General features: G+C 60.5%; 18 protein-coding genes. 6 read left to right on the top strand and 12 right to left on the bottom strand.

Going from position 1 to position 22749, the window contains the following annotated elements:
- The first annotated feature begins 102 nt into the window (after positions 1 to 102).
- The 3 genes from ACTG2S_RS08730 to ACTG2S_RS08720 all read left to right on the top strand — a co-directional run bounded on the left by ACTG2S_RS08730 (position 103) and on the right by ACTG2S_RS08720 (position 3807).
- Positions 103 to 1863, top strand: coding sequence for a DEAD/DEAH box helicase (locus ACTG2S_RS08730; RefSeq protein ID WP_274160981.1), 1761 nt, complete (start codon positions 103 to 105; stop codon positions 1861 to 1863).
- A gap of 113 nt (positions 1864 to 1976) precedes the next feature.
- Positions 1977 to 3416, top strand: a complete 1440-nt coding sequence (gene dacB / locus ACTG2S_RS08725) for a D-alanyl-D-alanine carboxypeptidase/D-alanyl-D-alanine endopeptidase (protein WP_005350510.1) — start codon at positions 1977 to 1979, stop codon at positions 3414 to 3416.
- 94 nt (positions 3417 to 3510) lie between these two features.
- Complete coding sequence (locus ACTG2S_RS08720) at positions 3511 to 3807, top strand: GrxA family glutaredoxin (RefSeq protein WP_223849348.1); 297 nt, start codon at positions 3511 to 3513, stop codon at positions 3805 to 3807.
- Positions 3808 to 3915: 108 nt separating this feature from the next.
- On the opposite strand, the gene ACTG2S_RS08715 is transcribed toward ACTG2S_RS08720, so the two are convergent.
- Entirely contained in the window at positions 3916 to 4761 is an 846-nt protein-coding gene (locus ACTG2S_RS08715; protein ID WP_005350508.1) for an endonuclease/exonuclease/phosphatase family protein, read from the bottom strand.
- Positions 4762 to 4868: 107 nt separating this feature from the next.
- Here ACTG2S_RS08715 and ACTG2S_RS08710 point away from each other — a divergent pair, with 107 nt between their 5' ends.
- Positions 4869 to 5093, top strand: a complete 225-nt coding sequence (locus ACTG2S_RS08710) for a hypothetical protein (RefSeq protein WP_005337874.1) — start codon at positions 4869 to 4871, stop codon at positions 5091 to 5093.
- Here ACTG2S_RS08710 and yciA read toward each other — a convergent pair whose 3' ends face one another.
- The 6 genes from yciA to ACTG2S_RS08680 form a co-directional block, all read right to left on the bottom strand.
- Positions 5094 to 5498 carry an acyl-CoA thioester hydrolase YciA gene (gene yciA / locus ACTG2S_RS08705; protein ID WP_005337875.1) on the bottom strand — a complete coding sequence of 135 codons (405 nt, stop codon included), beginning with the start codon at positions 5496 to 5498 and terminating at the stop codon, positions 5094 to 5096.
- 59 nt (positions 5499 to 5557) lie between these two features.
- Positions 5558 to 6406: an NAD-dependent epimerase/dehydratase family protein gene (locus tag ACTG2S_RS08700; RefSeq protein ID WP_274160982.1), complete on the bottom strand. Its 849-nt coding sequence runs from the start codon at positions 6404 to 6406 to the stop codon at positions 5558 to 5560.
- A 278-nt stretch (positions 6407 to 6684) separates the two neighbouring features.
- Positions 6685 to 7449: a hypothetical protein gene (locus ACTG2S_RS08695; protein WP_279498049.1), complete on the bottom strand. Its 765-nt coding sequence runs from the start codon at positions 7447 to 7449 to the stop codon at positions 6685 to 6687.
- Between the two features lie 209 nt (positions 7450 to 7658).
- Positions 7659 to 11234: a pyruvate:ferredoxin (flavodoxin) oxidoreductase gene (nifJ, locus tag ACTG2S_RS08690; RefSeq protein WP_439982340.1), complete on the bottom strand. Its 3576-nt coding sequence runs from the start codon at positions 11232 to 11234 to the stop codon at positions 7659 to 7661.
- The gene (locus ACTG2S_RS08685) at positions 11234 to 12877 is read right to left on the bottom strand and encodes an NAD(P)-binding protein (RefSeq protein WP_439982339.1); all 1644 of its coding nucleotides are present in this window, start codon (positions 12875 to 12877) and stop codon (positions 11234 to 11236) included. The genes nifJ and ACTG2S_RS08685 overlap by 1 nt, the downstream gene beginning before the upstream one ends.
- Positions 12878 to 13053: 176 nt before the next feature.
- A complete protein-coding gene (locus tag ACTG2S_RS08680; RefSeq protein ID WP_120415265.1) occupies positions 13054 to 13806 on the bottom strand; it encodes a substrate-binding periplasmic protein in 753 nt (250 codons plus the stop codon).
- 77 nt (positions 13807 to 13883) lie between these two features.
- Here ACTG2S_RS08680 and ACTG2S_RS08675 point away from each other — a divergent pair, with 77 nt between their 5' ends.
- Together ACTG2S_RS08675 and ACTG2S_RS08670 are read left to right on the top strand one after the other, a co-directional pair.
- On the top strand, positions 13884 to 15734 hold the full coding sequence (locus ACTG2S_RS08675) for a hybrid-cluster NAD(P)-dependent oxidoreductase (RefSeq protein ID WP_274160986.1): 1851 nt from the start codon (positions 13884 to 13886) through the stop codon (positions 15732 to 15734).
- 222 nt (positions 15735 to 15956) lie between these two features.
- Entirely contained in the window at positions 15957 to 17669 is a 1713-nt protein-coding gene (locus ACTG2S_RS08670; RefSeq protein WP_101530507.1) for a methyl-accepting chemotaxis protein, read from the top strand.
- A 77-nt stretch (positions 17670 to 17746) separates the two neighbouring features.
- On the opposite strand, the gene htpX is transcribed toward ACTG2S_RS08670, so the two are convergent.
- The 5 genes from htpX to bioB form a co-directional block, all read right to left on the bottom strand.
- Positions 17747 to 18619: a protease HtpX gene (gene htpX, locus ACTG2S_RS08665; protein ID WP_005337890.1), complete on the bottom strand. Its 873-nt coding sequence runs from the start codon at positions 18617 to 18619 to the stop codon at positions 17747 to 17749.
- 113 nt (positions 18620 to 18732) lie between these two features.
- Positions 18733 to 19410, bottom strand: a complete 678-nt coding sequence (gene bioD, locus ACTG2S_RS08660; RefSeq protein ID WP_005337893.1) for a dethiobiotin synthase — start codon at positions 19408 to 19410, stop codon at positions 18733 to 18735.
- A 59-nt stretch (positions 19411 to 19469) separates the two neighbouring features.
- Positions 19470 to 20285, bottom strand: a complete 816-nt coding sequence (bioC, locus tag ACTG2S_RS08655) for a malonyl-ACP O-methyltransferase BioC (RefSeq protein ID WP_106843205.1) — start codon at positions 20283 to 20285, stop codon at positions 19470 to 19472.
- Positions 20278 to 21474: an 8-amino-7-oxononanoate synthase gene (bioF, locus tag ACTG2S_RS08650; protein ID WP_106843206.1), complete on the bottom strand. Its 1197-nt coding sequence runs from the start codon at positions 21472 to 21474 to the stop codon at positions 20278 to 20280. Before bioF ends, bioC begins: the two co-directional genes overlap by 8 nt.
- Complete coding sequence (bioB, locus tag ACTG2S_RS08645; protein ID WP_439982336.1) at positions 21471 to 22559, bottom strand: biotin synthase BioB; 1089 nt, start codon at positions 22557 to 22559, stop codon at positions 21471 to 21473. The genes bioF and bioB overlap by 4 nt, the downstream gene beginning before the upstream one ends.
- Between the last annotated feature and the right edge of the window lie 190 nt (positions 22560 to 22749).

Here is a 22749-nt window from a genome sequence, read left to right as displayed (position 1 = left end):
CACCCTGCGGGTCGGCATCATGCCGGCCCGCTGTTTTTGTGGCAGCAAGCACCCTATAATGGCGCCACCCTGCGCCGTACCATGCCAAAACGCCACGCCCTCATGTTCGTTCTCAGACCCTATCAGACCGACGCCGTCAACGCCGTGATCAGCCACTTTCGCAAACACCCGGATCCCGCCGTGGTGGTGCTGCCCACCGGGGCTGGCAAGAGTCTGGTGATTGCCGAACTGGCCCGCAAGGCACGCGGTCGGGTGCTGGTGCTGGCCCACGTCAAGGAGCTGGTGGAGCAAAACCACGCCAAGTACGAGGCGTGGGGGCTCAAGGCCGATATTTTCGCTGCCGGCCTGGATCGCAAGGAGGCAAGCGCCCAGGTGGTGTTCGGCTCGGTGCAGTCGGTCGCCCGTAATCTGGATGCCTTCGACGGTGCGTTCTCGCTGCTTATCATCGACGAATGCCATCGGGTCTCGCTCGATGACGATAGCCAGTACCATCAGGTGTTAGGCCACCTCAAGGCCGCCAATCCGGCCCTCAAGATCCTCGGTCTCACCGCCACCCCCTATCGGCTCGGACTGGGCTGGATCTACCGGCGCCACTACCACGGCATGGTCAAGAGCCACGGCGAGCGGCTGTTCGGCGACTGCGTGTTCGAGCTGCCGCTGCGCTTTATGGTAAAAAACGGCTACCTGACGCCGCCACGCATGGTGGATGCCCCCATCGTCCACTACAACTTCAGCAAGTTGGTGGCGCGGGAGAACGGCCTCTTTAGCGAGGCGGATCTTAACGGCGAGCTAAAACGCCAGCAGCGGGTCACTCCCCATATCCTGAGTCAGGTGCTGGAGTATGCCGCCGACCGGCAGGGGGTGATGATCTTCGCCGCCACCGTCGAACACGCCCGCGAAATTCACGGTCTGCTTGGCGCCAGAGGCCAGCAGGCGGCCCTTATCACCGGCGAGACCCCGGGGCCGGAGCGCGATGCCCTCATCAACGCCTTCAAGGCGCGGGAGCTCAAGTTTCTGGTCAACGTGGCGGTGCTCACCACCGGCTTCGATGCCCCTCATGTCGATCTTATCGTGATGCTGCGTCCCACCGAGTCGGTCTCCCTCTATCAGCAGATCGTCGGGCGGGGCCTGCGCCTCTCGCCGGGCAAGGAGGATTGTCTGGTGCTCGACTATGCGGGCAACAACTTCAACCTGTTTGCCCCCGAAGTGGGGGAGCCTCGCCCCCACGCCGGTACCGAGCCGGTACAGGTGCCCTGCCCCGCCTGCGGTTTTGCCAACACCTTCTGGGGCAAAACCGACGAGGATGGCAAGGTGATCGAGCACTACGGTCGCCGCTGTCAGGGGCTGTTTGAAGATGATGAGGGCAACCGCGAGGAGTGCGACTACCGCTTTCGCGCCAAGATCTGCCCCGGTTGCGGCGCGGAGAACGACATCGCCGCCCGCCGCTGCCAGAGCTGCGATCAGCTGCTGGTGGACCCTGACGACAAGCTTAAAGAGGCGCTCAATCTCAAGGATTGCATGGTGATCCGCTGCGCCGGGCTAACCCTCACAGCAGGGCGCGGCAAACAGGGGGAGCGGCTGGAGGTGACCTACCACGATGAGGATGGGCTGACCCTCAGTGAATACTTCGGATTTCACTCCCCGGGCGCACGGCGCTTGTTTCAACAGCACTTTGTGCGTCATCATTGGCCCGCCCCGGGGCTGGAGCCCGAATTTGCCACCCTGGCGAGCGTGCTGGCCGCGCAAAGCCAGTTCCGTCATCCGGATTTTGTCATCGCCCGCAAATCGGGTCGCTTCTGGCAGATAAAAGAGAAAATTTTTGATTATGAGGGTCGCTATCGTACCGCCAACTCGATGGCATGATGGCGACCGGCATACATGGCATGAATTGCATTACCCCCGTCGATCCCGCATCGGCGGGTTGAATTATCAGGGTCGGCACCACTGCCGGGCCCTTCGTCACGTTAGAGGATGTTATGCAGCGGCTGTTGATTGGTTTTTGTGCTCTCTTTTCTTCTCTGGCGGCTCACGCCGCCCCGCTGACGCCCCCTCAGGGTGGCCAGTACGCCATCATGGTGCAGGGCAATAACGGCGTCGAGTTCGCCCGCCACGCGGATCAGATGATCGCCCCCGCCTCCACCATGAAGGTGCTCACCGCACTGGCAGCCCGCCTCGAGCTGGGCGCCGATTTCCGCTTCGCCACCGACATTCAGGCCCAGCCTGGTGCCAAACAGGGTGACACCATCAACGGCGATATCTGGATCAACTTCGTCGGCGACCCCACCCTCTCCCGCATGGATCTGCTGGCCCTGTTCAAACAGCTCGGCGTCACCAGCATCAAGGGCAATGTCTACGTCAACACCGGCGCCTACAACGGCTACGAGCGCGGCAACGGCTGGTCGTGGGGGGATCAGACCCTCTGCTTCGCAGCGCCCGTCTCCTCGGTCATCATCGACAAGAACTGCGCCTACGGCACCATCACTGCCACCCAGATTGGCAAACCGGCGGTCGGCAATGTGGCTACCGGCGTGCCCATCGGCATCGGTGCCGACAACGTTGAGGTGATGAGCTATGGCGACATGGCACGCCAGTTCTGCGCACTGGAAGTGGACATGGCCAAGGGCAACTTCTACGAGCTCAAGGGCTGCATTACTCCGAACAAGGAGCCACAGGGACTGCGTTTCGCCATCCACGACGTGGAAGCCTGGGGCTGGGACAACATCCGCTGGGCGATGAACCGTGCCGGTATCAAGCATGATGGCCTGCTGCGGGTCACCCACAAGGCCCCGGAAGGGGCAGAGACCCTCGGCACCCACTACTCGGTCTCCCTGCCGGTGATGCTGGCCAAGATGCTGAAGAAATCGGACAACCTCTATGCCGATACCTTCCTCAAAACCGTGGGCCGTCACTACTACAACAAGCCGGGCAGCTATCGCAGCGGCACCATGGCGGTGCGCGCCATTCTGACCAAGAACGGCATCGATCTGGGCAATGCCACCCTGGCTGACGGCTCCGGTCTCTCCGCTCACAATCTCATCAGCGCCCGTCAGATGATGTCGGTGCTGAACTTCATCCAGAAAAATGATGCCGAGCTTGGCCTGATCAAGCTGCTGCCAAGCTCTCAGGTGGATGGCACCCTGGCGTGGCGGCGCAGTGTCACCGCCCCCATGATGAAGAACAAGGTACATGCCAAGACAGGTACCATCACCGGCACCTCCAATCTGGTGGGCTTTATCGACACGGCAGGCGGCCAGCGCAAGGCGTTCGTGATGTTCCAGCGCGGCCTGTCCCAAGATCCGGCCACCCATGAGCGCTACCGTGCCAGCAAGGCGCCGTGGCCCTGGACTGTATTCGAGAAGGGGGTGCTGGAGAGCATCTATCAGCAGCAGCCGATCCAGATCGCCGATGAGAGCTGAGCCAATAGGCCCACTCGAATCAGGGTATCGATAATTTCGGCTTCAAGTCGCCACGAGGCAGGGCTATGCTGTTGCCTGCCTCATATCAACGGCCATACATAAACGGCTTAAAAAACGGAGAGAAAATATGTTTGCAGTGATTTTTGGTCGCCCGGGTTGCCCCTACTGTGTCCGTGCCGTACAGATCGCCGAGCAGCTGACCGAACAGCGCGATGACTTCAAATTCCGCTACGTGGATATCCATGCAGAAGGCATCACCAAAGAAGATCTGGCCAAGAGCGCCGGCAAGCCGGTCAATACCGTGCCGCAGATCTTCCTGGATGAGCAGCACATCGGTGGCTGCACCGATTTCGAAGCCTACGCCAAAGCGAATCTGGGTCTCTACCAGTAATCCTTGCGGGTCATTCCGAGCTGGCCCCTGCTGCCAGTTGCGTATAAAAAAATCCGGCGCCATCAGGCGCCGGATTTTTTATGGCCAGCACGCGCACATCATCCCCGATCAGGGGGTCACAGACTGGGCGGCAAAGCGCGCAATAATGGGGTTGTGATCGGAGCTGTCGGTGGCCGGTGAACTCACCTCAACCAGGTCCAGATTGCGGTAGTAGAGGTGATCCAGCGGGCGACCGAAGGCGGTGCGGCGCAAATCAGGCACCGGCACGGCCTCTTGCAGGCCCAACTCGTCCACCAGTTTGCTTAACCAGAACTGACGTTTGTCGCTCCAGGTGTTGAAATCCCCGGCCAGGATCACCGGCCCCTGATGGCGGCGCACCAGCGCAGTCAAATCGTTGAGCTGCTCGCGGAAGGTGGCCATCCCCAGCTCGAAGTTGACCGCATGGATATTGATGACCATGACGCCGTCAGGATCGCCCTGCAGCGGATAGAGGCTCACCAGCCCGGATTTGGGAATGCGCAGCAAGGGCTCGGGGGAGCGCACGCCACAGACGAAAGCCTGCGGGGTCTTGGCCACCGTCATCACCCCGAACGAGACGCCGCCCTGGGTGAAGGCTTGCAGCTGTTGCCACTGGAAATCACCGGCGCGCAGCCAGTCGAGCATATCTGGACGGGTGGCCGACTCTTGCAGCAGCACCAGATCCTGCCCCTTGGCATAACTGTCCATCCCTTCACGCCAGTTCTTGCGCTGGCCCTTGTAGAGATTCCACACCGTCACCCCGAATTCACGGGGCAGCGCCGTGGTCGCCAACGCTACCAGCGGCGGACGCTGGCAGTCGAGTCCCGGCACAATCCCTTGAGCTGTGACCAGATGGTTCTGATCCGGCACCTCGAAACAGCCTACCAACCCCAGGGTCAGCAGGGAGGTGCCAAGAATGCGATAACTATTTTTCATTGGCTAACAACCGCCCGCCTTTGCTTTTTGTTGCGACCATCACAAACGTCATTCACGCCGACTAAGCTGATAGTCCCTGTTCCACCCAACCAGAAGGACCTTGTCTCATGGCGAAAGAACTTCGGTACAACGTGACGTTTTATGATCAACAAGGAAATTGTCATCAAGTGGAGCTGGCCACCGTCTATCAGATAAGACGGGACCCTCAATGCGATCTCTGCCTGTTCGACACCCTGCAATATGTGGGCTCGGAAGAGATGCTGGAACGCATGATACGGCAAAAAACCGGGCTTGAGCAGGAAATATCCATCATCAATGCCCGGCTGATTTAATCAGGCACTCACCGGAACAGGGCGGGATTTGCCCTGTTCGTCGATGGCGACATAGGTGAAGATCCCCTCGGTCACACAGTAGCGCTGGGCATCGTTTTCCCGCAGTACCGGCTTGACCCACACCTCCAGCTTGAGCTTCATGGAGCTGCGGCCGATCTTCATGCAGCGGCCGTAGCAGCAGACCACATCGCCCACCTTGACCGGACTGTGAAAGGTCATGCCTTCGACGGATACGGTACAAATACGTCCTTTTGCCAGCTCCTTGGCCATAATGCCCCCACCTATATCCATCTGGGACATTATCCAGCCACCAAAGATGTCGCCATTGGGGTTGGTATCGGCTGGCATAGCCAGGGTTCTCAGCAACAACTCCCCATCGGGGTGACGTTTTGTATCTACCATCATTACCGCCTCTCTCTCATGGATGGCGGCATGATAGGGGGCGATCACCCCCTTGGCAAACCTCAATTGCCCGAGGCGGCCAGCTCGGCAAACCAGTGGGCCGGATCGGGCCAGCGATAGTTGAATCCCATCTGCTGGCAGATCAGCTGACCGTCGATGGGCTGAAATTCACCGGCAGGCTCGATAAAGACCGGCGCAGGCAGCCCCTGCTGACGCGCCGCAAAGGGGTAGAACTGCTCGCGGCGCGGATGCACCGGCGCGCTCAGGTTGAAGACATCCCCGTCCTTGCCCCGCTCCAGCAGCAGCATGCAAGCCGCCACCACATCGTCCAGATGAACCAGATTGACCGACTGGGCGCCGCCATCGAGAGTTTTGCCCGCGAGGAAACGGCCAGGATGGCGCTCCGGGCCATAAAGGCCGGAGGGGCGCACTATCATCACCGCCTCGAAACCGGCCGCCAGCACCGCTTGCTCCGCCGCCAGCATCCGCTCGCCACGGGCATGACGCGGTTTGGGCAGCTCACCCTCTTCTTGGCCCGCCCCCCATACCGAGGTGGCGCTGACAAACAGCACCCGTCGGGTGCCGCTCGCTTTGGCAAGCTGACAGGCCTTTGCCACCGCCTGCGGATAGTCATCGGTCTTGCTGGGCGGTACGCAGATAACCAGCGATTCGCAGGGGATGGGCCACAGCGCTTGTTGATCAGCAACGGGCATCTCGGCAGAGCTCATGTTGGCAGAGATGGTCAGCGGATAGGCGTTGATCCCCTCCCCCTGCAGGCGGGCCGCCTTCTCGGCGCTACTGACCGTGACTGCTACCTGCTTGCTTGCCGCCAGCAGGGCCCGTGCCAGCGGCAGCCCGAGCCACCCCGCCCCCAGAATGCCGATCGTCCCGGCGATATATTGCTCTGTCATCGTCCCTTCTCCTGCTTGACGCTATGTGCCCCGCAGCTTACCTGCCTTGGAGGGAAAAGGCAGCCTTATTCTGCAGGTGGAGAAACTCCGCCAAGGTTGCAGCATATCATTCCCACTTTTAGTGACTTTTAAAGTCATCATCTCTCTAACGAGATATTACCTACCCCAGTATCTTTTACACTTTTACTTCGCATCATTGTTACTAGATATAGACCGAACGCTATATTCTTTGGCGAGCTAACTCCACCATACCAGAAATACTTTCCCACCAAGCAAACTCAATATTTATCCCTCACTACCCCATGCAGATCAATATAAGTCATCGACTCATTCAATCTTTCAAAATCTTGAGATAACCACTCTTTTATACCATAACTCACAGCCGTACTTGTCGAGCCCCCAATAAATATTTGATCATGAACTTCATCAGGCGGTGATCCTCCATCATTAGATAAGTGAACATATTTCAAGTGCGGCCAAATTTTAACTGCCAATTGAATTACTCTAGTAGCGATAGTAGGGTTCACACGATAACCAAGCCAAATAGATTCATGTGCAGAATGATTTTGATATGGCTCCATTTCTGGTTCATAAATATCAGCATTAAAACCATCAGTTCTTAAAGCATCAACCATTACATTGGAGTCATATGTATTAACTACATTAACGGAAACATCATTTATAACATTCGAATCCATGACAAATTTTCTATTCACATTTCCAGAACCTTTAAATGCAGATGTACTTTGCTCAATGAAAACGCTAGAAGAATACATACCTTTATCCTTCAACCATTGTGCATATTCTTTTCCATCTTGTAGATGTGGTCTGAACTTAGTCAGCATTAAGGTAACACAACCGATGACTAGTAAAACCAGTACCGATGTAAATACAATTAAATAACCAGCAGCCCATTCTGGCTTTTCAATTTTTGATGCAGCCGTTAATAATACTGACGATAGTAATACTAACATGACAAACCACGCAGCCATAAGCTGGATTGGACTTGTTATTTTTTCTGGAATTATTTGTGTTCCTGCCATATAGCTTACACCCATAAAAATTCAAGGAGGAAATTATCCACTAGGATGAATAGCATATCAACAATGACAACAACTATTTCTCATATATTACTTCCACATTGACTTATGCTTGCCGTAAAAATAAATATTTCGGTCAATAGCAAAGACTTACAATCTCGATCAAAAAGCGGGCCATTGGCCCGCTTGGTTATATTTCACTTAACCAATCCTCACACCGGCGGATGGAAATGGCTGGCCTCGCGGGTGGCCATCTCCTCGTAGGTGGCCCACTTCTGCCACGCCACTTTTTGCGCCACCTGCATCAGCCGTTCGGCCTCCTCCGGATAGCTCTGGGCCAGTACCCGATAACGGGTCTCCTCCTGCCGGTATTCCGCAAGGGGAATGGAGGGGCGCAGGCTGTCGAGGCTGAAGGGGTTCTGCCCCGCACTGCGCAGTACCGGGTTGTAGCGCATCAGCGGCCAGTGGCCGGAGGCGACGGCCCGTTTTTGCTGGGTCAGGCCAAACTCCATATCGATACCGTGAGCGATACAGTGGCTGTAGGCGATGATAAGCGACGGGCCCGGGTAGGCCTCCGCTTCGCGCAAGGCCTGCAGCGCCTGCTGCGGGTTGGCACCAAAGGCGATGCGGGCAACATAGACGTTGCCGTAGGAGATGGCTTGCAACGCCACATCCTTCTTGGCCAGCGTCTTACCCCCCGCAGCGAACTTGGCGACGGCACCGAGCGGGGTCGATTTCGACATCTGGCCGCCAGTGTTGGAGTAGACCTCGGTATCCATCACCAGCACGTTCACATCGCGCCCGGAGGCGAGCACATGATCGAGCCCCGATGAGCCGATGTCATAGGCCCAGCCATCGCCGCCGATGATCCAGACCGAGCGGCGCACCAGCTGATCGATGAGTGACAGCAGCTCGCGGGCCTTGCCGGATTTCACCTCTTCCAGCCGCTCCCGCACTTGCGCGACCCGGGTACGCTGGGCACGGATCTCCGACTCCAGCCGCTGCGGAGCGTTGATAAGCGACTCGACCAATGCCTCACCCAACTCCCCCTTCATCGCTTGCAAGGCCGCCACCGCCTGCCCGTGATGCTGATCGGCGGTGAGACGAAAACCAAAGCCAAACTCGGCGTTGTCTTCGAACAGGGAGTTGGACCAGGCCGGACCCTTCCCTTCGCCATTCTTGGCCCACGGCGTGGTCGGCAGGTTGCCGCCGTAGATGGAGGAGCAGCCGGTGGCATTGGCCACCAGCATGCGATCGCCAAACAGCTGGGTCAGCAGCTTGAGGTACGGGGTCTCGCCACAGCCGGCGCAGGCACCGGAGAACTCGAACAGGGGTTCGAGGAACTGGGCACCGCGCACCGTGGAGAAATCCACCCGCTCGCGGGCAGGCCAAGGCAGACTCTCGAACCAGCGCAGCGCCTGTTTCTGGCCAGCCAGATGGGGCGCCTTGTCCATCATGGTGATGGCGCGCTCGCCCTCGTGTTCCTCATCGGCCCCGACCCGCACCGGACAGGCCTGCACGCACTGACCGCAGCCGGTGCAATCCTCCGGATAGAGCTGCAGGGTGTAGCGGCTGTCGGGGAATCCCTTGGCGGTAACGGGCACCGACTGGGCTGCCTCGGGGGCGGTCGCCAGCCAGTCCTGATGGTAGAACTTGGCCCGCAGTGCCGCGTGGGGGCAGACAAAGACGCAGTTGCCGCACTGGATACAGATATCCGAATGCCAAATCGGGATCTCGCGGGCGATATCGCGCTTCTCGAAGCGGCTGGTGGCAGTGGGGTAAGTGCCATCCACCGGCAGCATGGAGACGGGGATCAGATCGCCACGCCCCGCCAGCATCTCGCCGGTGACCCGCTGGACAAACTCGCTGCCCCCTGGTGCCAGCGGCAACGGATAGTCGCTGATCTGCTCCTCACCGGCCGGAATGACCACCTTGCTTAAGTGAGCCAAGGTATCGTCCACTGCCGCGAAGTTGCGCGCCACCACCTCGGGTCCCTTGCGGGCATAACTCTTCTCGATGCTCTCCTTGATCAGCGCAATCGCCTCATCCCGCGGCAAGATGCCAGCCAACGCGAAGAAGCAGGTCTGCATGATGGTGTTGATGCGATTGCCCATGCCGTTTTGCTCGGCCACCCGATCCCCATCGATGCAGTAGAGCTGGATATTGAGGGCGCGAATACGGGCGCGTAGCCGCTCGGGCAGCTGGCCCCACACCTTGTCCGCCTCATAGGGAGCATTAAGTAGCAGGGTCGCCCCTTCGGCGGCGTGCTCCAGCAGATCGACCGATTCGACAAAACCCCACTGGTGGCAGCCGATAAAGCTCGCCTGCTCGATAAGCCAGGGGGCGTCGATGGGCTCGGGGCCAAAGCGCAGGTGGGAGACGGTGCGCGAGCCCGACTTCTTGGAGTCGTAGACGAAGTAGCCCTGGGCGTGGAACCCCTCCAGCTCGCCGATGATCTTGATGCTGTTCTTGTTGGCGCCGACTGTGCCGTCTGCGCCAAGGCCAAAAAACAGGGCCCGCACCCGGCTGGCAGGCTCCAGATCGCCGATGGGGTGCCAGGCCAGACTGAGGCCGGATACGTCATCGACAATCCCCACGGTAAAGCGCGGACGCGGCGCATCGGATGCCAGCTCCTCGAACACAGCCGCGCACATGGCCGGGGTGAACTCCTTGGAAGAGAGGCCATAGCGACCGCCACTGAGCCAGGGCAGCCGCTTGATAAGGCCGCGCTGCAAACCGTCGATCAGCGCGCTCTGCACATCCAGCAGCAGCGGCTCGCCGCCCGCCCCCGGCTCCTTGGTGCGATCCAGCACGGCGATGCGCCGCACGCCCTGCGGCAGCGCGTCGAGCAGCGCCTGTACCGGGAAGGGGCGATAGAGGCGAATGACCAGTACCCCGGTCTTGCGATCCTGCCGGTTGAGCCAATCCACGGTGGTGCGGGCGGTGGCCGCCCCCGAGCCCATCAGCACGATGACATCGGTGGCATCAGGCGCACCGTGGTACTCCACCAGCCGATAGTGGCGGCCGGTCAGCTCGCCCAAGTTGTCCATGCACTGCTGCACCCGCGCCGGTACAGCCTCGTAGAAGGGGTTGACGCTCTCGCGGGACTGGAAATAGGTATCCGGGTTCTGGGCGGTGCCGCGCATCACGGGATGATCCGGGTTGAGGGCCCGTGCGCGGTGGGCCCGCACCCAGTCGTTGTCGATAAGAGCGCGAATTTCATCCCGATGCAGGGCGGTGATCTTGTTCACCTCGTGGGAGGTACGGAACCCGTCGAAGAAGTGGATAAAGGGCACCCGGCATTGCAAGGTGACGCTGTGGGCGACCAAGGCCAGGTCCTGCGCCTCCTGCACCGAGCCGGAGGCAAGCATGGCAAAGCCGGTGCTGCGCGCCGCCATCACATCCTGATGGTCGCCAAAAATCGACAGCCCCTGAGCCGCCAGCGAGCGGGCCGCCACATGGAACACCGCCGAGGTCAATTCACCGGCGATCTTGTACATGTTGGGCAGCATCAGCATCAGCCCCTGACTGGCGGTGAAAGTGGTGGCGAGCGCCCCCGCCTGCAGGGCGCCGTGTACCGTACCAGCAGCCCCCCCTTCGCTCTGCATCTCCACCACTGTGGGAATGTTGCCCCACAGGTTGGTTTGTCCCTCCGCCGCCCAGGCATCGGCCAGTTCGGCCATGGTCGAGCTCGGGGTAATGGGGTAGATGGCACACACTTCACTCAGCTGGTAGGCCACCCGGGCCGCGGCTTCGTTGCCGTCGACCATGATCAGTTCATGTCTCATTAGGACTCCTCCGGTTGGCGCAGCTCGATGGCGTGACAAGGGCACTGGTCGTGACAGGCACCGCAGCCGGTGCAGCGCTCGGCATCCACCTGATAGCCTTTGCCCGGCCCCAACTTGGCGATGGCCTGCTCGGGGCAACTGCCATAGCAGCCGTCGCACTCGAAGCAATTGCCGCAGGAGTAACAACGCGCCGCCTCGTAACGGGCGGCTACCTCATCCAGCCCGCCGATGATCTCGCCAAAGTCATCCCGTGCCCACGCCGGTTTGACTGGCTGACTGCTGGCCGGGGCGTGGGTCTGGAACCAGAGTTGCAACTGCTCCGGCCCCACCAGCGGGTAGGAGAGCGGTTTGTGGTAGTGGCGACCGCGCAGCCAGGCATCCATATGGCGCGCCGCCTTCTTGCCATGGCCGGTGGCGATGGTGACGGTGCGCTCGGAGGGCACCATGTCGCCGCCGGCAAACAGACCCGGCACATCCGTCATCAGGTTGCCCGCCACCTGTACGACCCCTTCCTTGTTGACCCGCACGCCGGGAATGCTCTCCAGCACCGAGAGGTCGACCTCCTGACCGAGCGCCAGAATAAGGGAATCCGCTTCGAGGGTTTCAAACTTGCCGGTGGGCACTGGCTTGCCCTCGGCATCCAGCGCCATCACCTCCACTTCGATATTGGTGCTGTCGAGCTGGCGGATGCTGCGCAGCCAGTTGATCTTGATCCCCTCCTCCTCGGCCTCGTCGGCTTCAAAGGCGTGGGCCGGCATATGGTCCCGGTCGCGGCGGTAGATGATCATTGCCTCTTCAACGCCCAAACGGCGGGCGGTACGGGCCGCATCCATGGCGGTATTGCCGCCGCCATAGATGGCCACCCGCCGTCCCAGTTTGGGTGGCGGTAAGCCCTGCTCTTCGGCCAGACTGGCTTGTTCGAGGAAGCTCACCGCATCGAGGATCTTGCCCGCTTCACGGGCCGGAATATCGACCCGCTTGGCCAGATGGGCGCCGATGGCCATAAAGACGGCATCAAAGCCCCCCTCGTCACGCTCGCGCAGCACATCCTCCACCTTGTGGTTGAGGGTCAGGGTCACTCCGGCCGCCACGATACGGGCTACCTCCCGATCCAGCACATCGCGAGGCAGACGGTAAGCGGGAATGCCAAAACGCAGCATGCCGCCCGCCAGCGGCCCCGCTTCGCGGATCTCCACCTGATGACCGAGCCGGTTGAGGTGCCAGGCGCAGGAGAGGCCGGAGGGGCCAGCGCCAATGACCAGCACCTTCTTGCCGCTGGCGGGCGCAGGGGGCGCAGGCAGCCAACCACGGGCCAGCGCTTCGTCGCCGAGGAAGCGCTCGATGGCGTGGATGGAGACGGATTCATCCACCTGACCGCGGTTGCAGGCGCTCTCGCAGGGGTGATAGCAGACCCGGCCATGAATGGCGGGCAAGGGGTTCTCTTCGATCAGGGTCTGCCAGGCCGCCTCAAAACGGCCGGCCTGCGCCAAAGAGAGCCAGGCCTGGATATTTTCTCCGGCCGGGCAGGCGTGATTGCAGGGTGGCAGGGCTGGCCGCCAAACGGGTAGCCGGGTACGCACCGGGCCTGTTCCCGTTTTCAGGGAGAGATCCGGCAATGGGGTCATGTCCAGTTGTTTGCTCATACATTGCTTTCTTCTTTTTGTGTGACAGGCCCCACCCGATGGCGCTTGATACCGTGTAGCCGAAGCGGACGGTGGCCGGATGGGGAAGAAGCGAAAGCGTTAGAAACTGGGAACTGAGTCGATAATGGCCGCTTTTTTGTACTGATTAGCGAATCAGGATCAAAAAATGTTGCACTTTATGGTTCATAGAGACCAGAACGTGACTCAAGTAACATCTTCTCCAGCTGACCGCTGGCTTTCAGTTTGGCGAGGCCCCGATTGAAGGTTTTGATCAGCTCGTCAGCGTTGGCGCGCTTGCGACTGATCAACAGGTGACCTTCGACCTTCATCACGGGTTTTGAATGGGTTGCAAAGAGATCGACCGTGCTGGCCGGGTAGAACTGACGCAGGGAGTAGTAGCCGACATCGATGTTCTCCAGCGTCAGGTCGGCGCGGCCGGAGAGCAGCAGATCAAAGCTCTGGCGCAGCCGGGTGACGAACTGCACCTGCAGCGGCACCTGCGCGATGGCTGCAAAAAAATCTGCATTGTAGGTATAGCCACTGACCGCAGCCAGCTTGCGATCCGCCAGATCCTGATAGCTGCGCCATTCCAGCGGATCGGACTTGAGATAGAACCAGACATAGGTTTCGCTCAGGATGGGATCGCTGTAGAGATGGGTTTTGCGCCGCTCGCTCGACTCATACCAGTGGACAGTGCCATCCACCACTCCCTCCTCCGACAAGCGAAAGGCCCGCTTCCAGGGCAGAAACTGGAACTTGACGCTCACCCCCTCACTCTTGAATGCCTCGCTCACCACATGGGGGATAAGCCCCTGATATTTCAGCGTCTCGGAGCAGTAAGGGGGATACTCTCCCGTGGTCAGGGTCAGCTCCTGCGCCCAGAGCCCGTGGCAAAAAAGGCTCCCCGCCAGCAACCAGCTTATTTTCATCCCGATGCCCTCTTGTTCTGTTTTCCCAACTATAGACCGCCCCCTTGAAAGGATTGCCGGATCGTCGGGGAACCGTTATGTTCCCCTTTTTCCAGGCGATCGCGCCGCGTCACAAGGATATGAAGATGCCCAGGCTAGACAGCATTCACCTCTACCCCATCAAATCGACTGCAGGTATGCCGCTGGCTCGCGCCCGGGTGACCGAAGAGGGACTGGCAGGGGATCGCCGCTACATGGTGGTCAAACCGGACGGCACCTTTATCACCGCCCGTACCCATCCCCAGCTGCAACAGGTCGTGGCCACCCCCATCGAAGGAGGCTTGCAACTGCGCTATCCGGGCTTTGAACCGCTCACCCTGCAAGAGGTCGACTTCAGCCGCGCCCCGCAAGCTACCGGAGTCTGGAGCGACCGTTTCACCGCCCTGCACACCGACCCCAAAGCCGATGGCTGGCTAAGCCGGGTGGCAGGGGAGACGGTGCAACTGCTCTGGCTGGGTGAAACCTCTGATCGCTTTCGCGAGAAGACCGGCACCCGGGTCAGCTTTGCCGACGGTTATCCGCTGCTGCTGATAAGCCAGGCCTCTCTGGAGGATCTCAATCTGCGCTCCGATGCGCTGCACCAGATGAGCCAGTTCCGCACCAATCTGGTGGCAAGCAACACCCAGCCCTTCGAGGAGGACAGCTGGGTGCGTATCCGCATCGGCGAGGTGGAATTCAAGGTGGTCAAGCCCTGCAGCCGCTGCATCATGACCACGGTGGAAGCGGGCACCGATCGTTTCAACGCCCTGAAAGAGCCGCTGGCCACCCTTACCCGCTACCGCCGTGGCGAGGATGGCGAGGTCTACTTCGGCCAGAATATGGTGGCGCTGAACGAGGGATGGATTGAGGCAGGCAGCGAGATCGAGGTGCTGGAGCGTACCCGTCCGGTGGTCTATCCCGCCGCCGCGCCGAAGAAGCGGGAGCTGGTCTGCGTGGCCCGCGAACCGCTGGCGCGGGATCTGGAGACCTTCTGGTTCGAAGCCACCGATGGCGAGCCCCTGCCCGACTACCTGCCGGGCCAGCATCTGCCCATCAGTCTCGATATCAAAAACGAGCGGATTCAGCGCCGCTATACCCTGAGCTCCACACCGGATCAACCGGAGCGTTACAGCATCAGCGTCAAGAAGGTGGAGGGTGGCCGCATCTCCCACTGGCTGCACCAGCAGTTGCAGGTGGGTGATCGGCTGCTGGCCGCCAACCCCGCTGGTGAGTTTCACTTAGGGTCTGAGCGCAACCTCCTGTTGCTCTCCGCAGGCTCCGGCGTCACCCCCATGCTGGCGATAGCCCGCACCCTGGCGCTACGCGGGGAGCTGGAAGAGGTTCACTTTATGCACCTGTGCCGCAGCGAAGCGGACATTCCCGCCGCCAGCGAACTGCACGTCATGGCGCAGCAGGGGATGACCCTCACCCTGATCCTGAGCCAGCCGGACAATCACTGGCAGGGGCTGCAAGGACGGCTCAATGATGAGCATCTGCAACAGATCAAAGGGCTGGCCGAAAAAGAGGTCTTTATCTGCGGCCCCCACGGCTTTATGGCCGATGCTGCCGCCAAAGTTGCAGCCCTCGGCGTTCCGGCCGCACGGATCAAACAGGAGAGTTTTGGCGGCGCCATTCTCTCGGTGGCCCGCCCCCATCAGACGGTGCAACTGCGTATCGGCGCCCAAGCCTTTACCGGCAACAATCAGGGCACAGTGCTGGATCAGGCCAACAAGCAAGGCGTAGAGCTGCCATGGAGCTGCCGCGCCGGCATCTGCGGCAGTTGCAAGCAGACGCTGGTTTCTGGTGATGTTGACCACCCGGATGCCCCCGCCATCACCGCTGCCGAGCGGGCAGAGGGCAAGATCCTTGCCTGCTGCGCCGTGCCGCTCACCGACCTTGAAATCCTATGATCGGGTGATCGAGCCGCATTAACTCACACCAATCCAGATGACCGGGGAATTGACCCCGGTCATCTTTATCCACACTTGTTCACCTGACCCGCCCTTAATTTGTCCCCACCGCCTTCATCTGTGAGTTTCCCTTCCTATACTCTCAGAGCAAAAAGCCTTGCCAGCCATTGACTTGGCGATGCTCCATACGACACTCAGCCATAGGGAAAGGACGCCCATACCATGGAACAGAACAAGCCCGCCTTTCAGCTCAACCTGCTGCTATCCGTCATCACCCTGGTCCTGCTGTCACTGGTGTTTTTCGCCTATAGCTGGGCGGGTAAACAACTGGAAGAGAGTTATCGACAACAATATGTCTCCTACCTGCTGGCCGATGAGCTGCGCCAATCCTCCGATGATCTGACCCGACTCGGGCGCACCTATGTCATCACCAAGGATCCAGCCTACGAACAGCAGTACATGCGGATCCTGGCCATTCGCAACGGCGAACAGCCGAGACCGGATGGCTACAACCGTATCTACTGGGACTTTGTCGCCGCCAACGGCCAGAATCCCCGCCCCGACAGCAATGTTCGCCGTGGCCTGATCGACCTGATGAAGGATGCCGGTTTCACCGACGGCGAACTCGCCAAACTGAACGAGGCCAAAAACAACTCGGATGCCCTGGTCAACACCGAGGTCGCCGCCTTCAAGCTGGTGCAGCAGAGCGATGGCGATCCGGTTGCCAACCAGCAAAAAGCCATCGCCATGATGCATGACAAGGCCTATCACCAGAACAAGGGGCGCATCATGTCCCCCATCGATGACTTCTACGTGATGATGGAGCAGCGCAACCATGAGGCAGTCGAGAGCGCCATCGCCAATACCGATATGTTGCGCTATCTCTTTATCGCCCTCGGTCTGGTGTTGATGTTCTTCCTCTGGCGCACCTATCGCTCCCTGCTCGATCTGGTGGGCACCTCGGTCGAACAGCTCAAGACCGATCTTCATATGATGGCGGAAGGGGACTTCTCGCGCCCCATCAAGGTGCCGCCAGGATCGAAAGAGAGCCTGATCGGCCTGCTCGGCGGTATGCAGACCACCCTCAAGGGGATCATCGCCAAGGTCTCCCACTCCACCGAGGAGCTGTCCCACTCTGCTGACAGCATCGCCCAAATTGCCGAGCAGACCGCCCAGTTTGCCACCGATCAGCAAACCAGCACCCAGACCATGGCCGCCGCCATCGAGGAGCTGGTGGTGAGCATCAGTCACCTCTCCGACAATGCCACCCATGCCGACGAGCTGAGCAAGGTCTCAGCCAATACCCTGGAGGAGGGGTCAGGGGTCATTAAAGAGACGCTTGGCAGCATCGAGAATATCTCCACCACTGTGGGGGATGCAGCCAGCACCATCTCCGAGCTCAACGGCCATACCCAGCAGATTTCGGAGATCATCGGGGTGATCCGCGGTATCGCCGATCAGACCAACCTGCTGGCTCTCAACGCGGCCATCGAGGCAGCGCGGGCCGGTGAACAGGGTCGCGGCTTTGCGGTGGTGGCCGACGAGGTGCGCAATCTGGCCAGTCGCTCGGCGGCCTCAACCCAGCAGATCACCGGGATGATTAGCAAAATCCAGAGTGGGGCGGATGCCTCCATCCGCAGCATGGAGAACACGGTCAACAACGTCTCTCGCGGGGTCACGCTGGCCAACCAGACCGGCGAGGCGATCGCCAGCATCCAGAGCCACGCCTCCAACCTCACCGGCTTGATGGGAGAGATCAGCCACACCCTGCGCGAGCAGTCGACCGCCGCCAACGAGGTAGTCTCCACCGTCGGCAACATCACCTCCCTCTCCGAGCAATCGGGGGATGCCGCCCGCCACGTGTCGCAAGAGGCGGCCAAGCTCAAGCAGCTGTCACGGGTACTGCGTCAGGAGATGGGACACTTCAAGCTTTAAAGAACGCTGAAAAGCAAAACGGCTGCCCGAAGGCAGCCGTTTTTTATTCGGGGTGATCCCCCGTCATTCAGTATCTATCAACCACGCAGGGCGGCGATACGCTGCTCGATGGGCGGGTGGCTCATGAACAGCTCGCTCATGGAGCGCTTGCCGTTGATGCCAAAGGCCATCATGGAGCCTTCCAGCTGCGGCTCGGCACCGCGGGAGAGGCGCTCAAGGGCGGCAATCATCTTGTCGCGACCGGCCAGCTTGGCGGCACCGGCATCGGCACGGAACTCACGCTGACGGCTGAACCACATGACGATGATGGAGGCCAGAATGCCGAACAGCATCTCCAGCACGAACACGGTGATCATGTAGGCAAAACCGCCGGTACTGCTGCTCTCTTCCTCGTTGTTGGAGCTGAAGAAGTTGCTGATCACGCCAGCCACGATCCGGGCGAAGAACATCACGAAGGTGTTCACTACACCCTGGATCAGGGTCAGGGTCACCATATCGCCATTGGCCACGTGGCTAACCTCGTGGGCCAGTACCGCTTCCGCCTCGTCACGGCTCATGCTGTAGAGCAGGCCGGAGGAGACCGCCACCAGCGAATCATCGCGGCGGGCGCCGGTTGCAAAGGCGTTCATCTCGGGAGAGTCGTAGATCCCCACTTCCGGCATCTTGATACCCGCTTCGCGAGCCTGACGGGCCACAGTGCTCACCAGCCAGTGCTCGGTCTCGTTACGGGGTTGCTCGATGACCTGGACGCCATAGCTGCGCTTGGCCATCCACTTGGACATCAGCAAGGAGATAAAGGAACCCCCAAAACCGAACACGGCACAGAACACCAACAGCCCGGAAATGCTGGACTTGTTGATCCCCAGAACCGAGAACAGGATATTGAGTACCACCCCCAGCACCAGCATGACGGCCAGGTTGGTCACCAGGAATAGCATAATTCGCTTCATATAGACTCCTTGTGAAGATAAGGGACATGACCGGGGATCACTCGGGATCCCCACCTGATCATGTTAATGTCGACATTCTAGGGAGATTCGATGAATGTTCGCTGAATATGCCGTCAAAGTAGCGGCGAGATATCGAGACGCCCCTGCAAATCGGCTTCAAGCGGATTGTTTATAAACGGAATTTCGCCGAGGAAGGGGGCAGGCAGCAAGCCCCTCAGGGTGTCCAGATTTTCCTGATAATGGCTCATGGAACCATGGAGCCGATTAATTACCCACCCCGCCACCGGCAGCTGATCGTTGCGGATGGCGGCAAAGGTGAGCAGCGCATGGTTGAGGCAACCCAACTTGGCCCCCACTACCATGATCACCGCCATGTTCTCCTGTTTCACCCAGTCCGACAGCAGATGCTTGCGATCGAGCGGCAGATACCAGCCCCCCGCCCCTTCCACTACCGCCAGTTCGGCCCCGGCCTGTTCAATCTTGCGTAGCCCCTCGCTCAACCCCTGCATGGTGATGGGCTGGCGCGCCTCGCTGGCGGCAATGTGGGGTGCAATCGGCGGCTCATAGGCGAACGGATTGACCACCTCATAGGGCAGCGGCAGACTCGCCGCCTCCTGCAACAGGACGGCATCCAGGTTGCGCAGCCCGTCCGGAGTGCGGGCACATCCGGCCGAGACCGGCTTGTAACCCGCGCACTTGATTCCCTGTGCGCTGAATTCACGCAGCAGGGTGCGCGCCACCAGCGTCTTGCCCACATCGGTATCGGTGCCGGTGATAAAGAATGATTTCATACGGTTCTCTCCTTGGCAGGGCCCGTTGACTACCCTGCACACAATGCGATTCCCGGCGCTCAGCGAGGCTTGCTGAGACGGCCGAGGCACACCCGATAACTGGCGACCAGCCTGCCATCGGGCTGGCGAAACGCCTCATACGCCTGAGCCAGCTGCTGCAATCTGGCGCGACCACTCAGACCGGCCGGGGCGGCACTCCCCTGATTGTCATTGACCTGATTGGCCCCAATCCCCTTGAGATCGCGCAACAACTGCGGCAATTCAAGATAGGCGAGATCCCAGGTGATACAACGCAGCTCGGGAGCAGATACCCCGGCGCTCGCCAGAGCCTGCTCCAATTGTGGCAGGCTGAGGAAGCGATTGACATGGGCGCGACCATCAAGCTGCTGCCAGGCGGCTCGCAACTGCCAGAGCGACTCATCGAGCAGGGTCGAGAAAAAGATCTGGCCGCCCGGTTTGACCACCCGCAGCAGCTCGCCAAAAGCCTGGGCCGGACGCTCGCACCACTGCAACGCCAGACTGGAGAAAACCCAGTCAAACGCGCTGTCGGCGAAAGGAAGTTGCTCCGCATCGCCGCAGAGCAGGCGAGCATCGCTGCCACGCAAGGCAGCCTGCGCCAGCATGCCGGGGGCGAGATCCAGCCCCACCAACTGATGACAACGGTTCGCCAGTTGGGGCAAGAAAAAGCCGGTGCCACAGCCCAGATCCAGTCCGCTCACCGTCAGATCAGTGCCAACCGGCCTGCTCGGCATCCATTCCAACAGCGCCTGACCCACCTCCTGTTGAAAGCGGGCATGGGCATCATAATGACGAGCAGCGGCGCCGAAACGGCGAGCAAGCTGCGCCTTGTCAACCGTTTGAAAACGCTCAGCCATAGTGAGCCTCCCCAAGTGTTGTAACTGCAGGGCAGACCCCCAAGGCATCGAGCAGGCGATCCACATCCTGCTCGCGATGAGCCGCGCTCAGGGTAATGCGCAGCCGCGCCTTACCAACTGGCACCGTGGGCGGGCGGATGGCGCTCACCCAGACGCCGCGCTCCCGCAGCCGTTCTGCCAGTTGCAGGGCAACACTGCTCTCCCCCACCAGCAGCGGCTGGATCGGGGTATCGCTCGCACCGAGTTGCCAACCCAACGCCTGTGCCCCTTGCCGGAAGCGGGCGATGAGCTTACCAAGATGGGAGCGGGCCTCATCGGCGGCACGCACCAGCTCGATGCTCTTGCTGACCGCGCAAGCCTGGGCGGCGGGCATATGGGTGCTGTAGACGTAGTGGCGGGCGAAGTTGACCAGATACTCCACCAGTTCGCGACTGCCGCCGACAAAGGCGCCTGCGACGCCAAGCGCCTTGCCAAAAGTGCCCATCTGGATGTGTACGCTGGCAGGAGGAACTCCCTGCGCCGCCAGCGTGCCACGCCCCTCGGGTCCCAGCACGCCGAGGCCGTGGGCATCGTCGATCATCAGCCAGTTGCCGCTTTGGGCGGCCAATGCCGCAAGCTCAGCCCAGGGGGCCTGATCCCCGTCCATGCTGAACACCCCTTCCGAGACAATCAGCCCGCGATTTGGCTCAAGCTGCCGTTCAAGGGCCGCCATATCGTTGTGGGCAAAACGCTTCATCTTGCAAGGGAGCTGGCTGCCCATCTCCTGCAAAGAGGCGTGGTTGAGTTTGTCCTGCCACAGCAGATGTTCCTTGCCGAGCAGCGCTTTGAGCACCGCCTGATTGGCCGAAAAACCGCAGTTGAACAGCAGCACCGCCTCCACCCCGAGCCACTCGGCCAGGGTCTCCTCAAGCTGTTGGTGGGCACGGCTGTACCCGGTCACCAGCGGCGAGGCGCCGGAGCCCGTGCCATAACGTTCAATCCCCGCGTTGAAGGCGGCCTTGATGGCGCCGTGATCCGCCAGTCCCAGATAGTCGTTGGCGGAAAAGTTGAGGTAGTCGCGCCCCGCAACCCTGAGCCGCCCGCCACTCGCCCCGTCGGTCGCGATGCGGTTGCGCAGCAGACCCACCTGCTCGCGCTCGGCCAGAGCCGTGCCCAACACAAAGGGGCCCGTTACTGCAGGGCCGTTCATGACCGCGCAGCCCTTGCACGGGGGCGGGTGGCGTCATAAAACATCTCGGCAGGCTCGCTCTGGCGACTCACCTCGGCCAGCAGTTCCTCTTCTTGAACCTGATCCGGCTTCTGGGCCCGCTGGGCAGGGCGAATGCCGAGCCGCTTGAACAGCTGAATATCGCTGTTTTCGTCCGGGTTGGGGGTGGTCAGCAACTTGCAGCCATAGAAAATGGAGTTGGCCCCGGCCATAAAACACATGGCCTGCATCTGCTCATTCATCTTCTCCCGCCCGGCTGAGAGGCGCACATGGGAGGCGGGCATCATGATCCGTGCCACGGCGATGGTGCGGATAAATTCGAACGGATCGAGGTTCTCCTGATCCTCCAGCGGCGTTCCCTTCACCTTGACCAGCATGTTGATGGGCACACTCTCCGGGTGCCGCGGCAGGTTGGCGAGCGCCATCAAGAGGCCCGCACGGTCTTTGGCCTGCTCGCCCATGCCGACGATACCGCCGGAGCACACCTTCATCCCGGCACCGCGCACATGCTCCAGGGTATCGAGTCGATCCTGATAGGTGCGGGTAGAGATGATCTCGCCGTAAAACTCGGGCGAGGTATCGAGGTTGTGGTTGTAGTAATCGAGCCCCGCAGCGCCAAGACGGGCCGCCTGATCGGCGGTGAGCATCCCTAGCGTCATGCAGGTCTCCATACCGAGCCCGCGCACCTCCTCGATCATCCGGATGATGTAGGGCATGTCTTTTTCTTTGGGGTTGCGCCAGGCGGCCCCCATGCAGAAACGGGACGAGCCATTGGCCTTGGCTTCGCGGGCCCGCTCCAGCACCTTCTCCACCTCCATCAGCCGCTCGGCCTCTAGACCGGTGTGGTAACGGGCGCTCTGGGGGCAGTATTTGCAATCTTCCGGGCAGGCGCCGGTCTTGATGGAGAGCAAGGTGCTCACCTGCACTTCATTCGGGTCAAAGTGGGCGCGGTGGACGGTCTGGGCCTGAAACAGCAGATCGTTGAATGGCAGGGCAAACAGGGCCTGAACCTCGGCTAGGGTCCAGTCATGACGAAGGGCGTGACCGCCCGCGGTGAGAGCATTCATACATGGCTTCCGGTTGTTATTAGTGGGATCCTGCGCCCGCCATCTTGGGATGGACGGCCACAGAACCCGCCGCCGGGCCTGCGCGCTCAGGGTGATGCGCAGTGCCAAGTGGCTGAAATTGTTGGCTAGTGTAGAGAGCACGCGTAGACTGTCAACACCGACCAGATCAAACCAATTGACAATAGAACAA

Origin of the sequence: Aeromonas sp. 82P (assembly GCF_051919365.1) — a bacterium.
Taxonomy (GTDB): Bacteria; Pseudomonadota; Gammaproteobacteria; order Enterobacterales; family Aeromonadaceae; genus Aeromonas; species Aeromonas veronii.
This window is presented reverse-complemented; position numbering and strand designations above follow the sequence as displayed.

Bases quoted from the DNA above. Each gene is read 5' to 3' on its own strand.
- ACTG2S_RS08730 (WP_274160981.1), top strand. From the start codon at position 103: ATGTTCGTTCTCAGACCCTATCAGACCGACGCCGTCAACGCCGTGATC.
- dacB (WP_005350510.1), top strand. From the start codon at position 1,977: ATGCAGCGGCTGTTGATTGGTTTTTGTGCTCTCTTTTCTTCTCTGGCG.
- ACTG2S_RS08715 (WP_005350508.1), bottom strand. From the start codon at position 4,761: ATGAAAAATAGTTATCGCATTCTTGGCACCTCCCTGCTGACCCTGGGG.
- ACTG2S_RS08710 (WP_005337874.1), top strand. From the start codon at position 4,869: ATGGCGAAAGAACTTCGGTACAACGTGACGTTTTATGATCAACAAGGA.
- yciA (WP_005337875.1), bottom strand. From the start codon at position 5,498: ATGATGGTAGATACAAAACGTCACCCCGATGGGGAGTTGTTGCTGAGA.
- ACTG2S_RS08700 (WP_274160982.1), bottom strand. From the start codon at position 6,406: ATGACAGAGCAATATATCGCCGGGACGATCGGCATTCTGGGGGCGGGG.
- ACTG2S_RS08695 (WP_279498049.1), bottom strand. From the start codon at position 7,449: ATGGCAGGAACACAAATAATTCCAGAAAAAATAACAAGTCCAATCCAG.
- nifJ (WP_439982340.1), bottom strand. From the start codon at position 11,234: ATGAGACATGAACTGATCATGGTCGACGGCAACGAAGCCGCGGCCCGG.
- ACTG2S_RS08685 (WP_439982339.1), bottom strand. From the start codon at position 12,877: ATGAGCAAACAACTGGACATGACCCCATTGCCGGATCTCTCCCTGAAA.
- ACTG2S_RS08680 (WP_120415265.1), bottom strand. From the start codon at position 13,806: ATGAAAATAAGCTGGTTGCTGGCGGGGAGCCTTTTTTGCCACGGGCTC.
- ACTG2S_RS08675 (WP_274160986.1), top strand. From the start codon at position 13,884: ATGTTCCCCTTTTTCCAGGCGATCGCGCCGCGTCACAAGGATATGAAG.
- ACTG2S_RS08670 (WP_101530507.1), top strand. From the start codon at position 15,957: ATGGAACAGAACAAGCCCGCCTTTCAGCTCAACCTGCTGCTATCCGTC.
- htpX (WP_005337890.1), bottom strand. From the start codon at position 18,619: ATGAAGCGAATTATGCTATTCCTGGTGACCAACCTGGCCGTCATGCTG.
- bioD (WP_005337893.1), bottom strand. From the start codon at position 19,410: ATGAAATCATTCTTTATCACCGGCACCGATACCGATGTGGGCAAGACG.
- bioC (WP_106843205.1), bottom strand. From the start codon at position 20,285: ATGGCTGAGCGTTTTCAAACGGTTGACAAGGCGCAGCTTGCTCGCCGT.
- bioF (WP_106843206.1), bottom strand. From the start codon at position 21,474: ATGAACGGCCCTGCAGTAACGGGCCCCTTTGTGTTGGGCACGGCTCTG.
- bioB (WP_439982336.1), bottom strand. From the start codon at position 22,559: ATGAATGCTCTCACCGCGGGCGGTCACGCCCTTCGTCATGACTGGACC.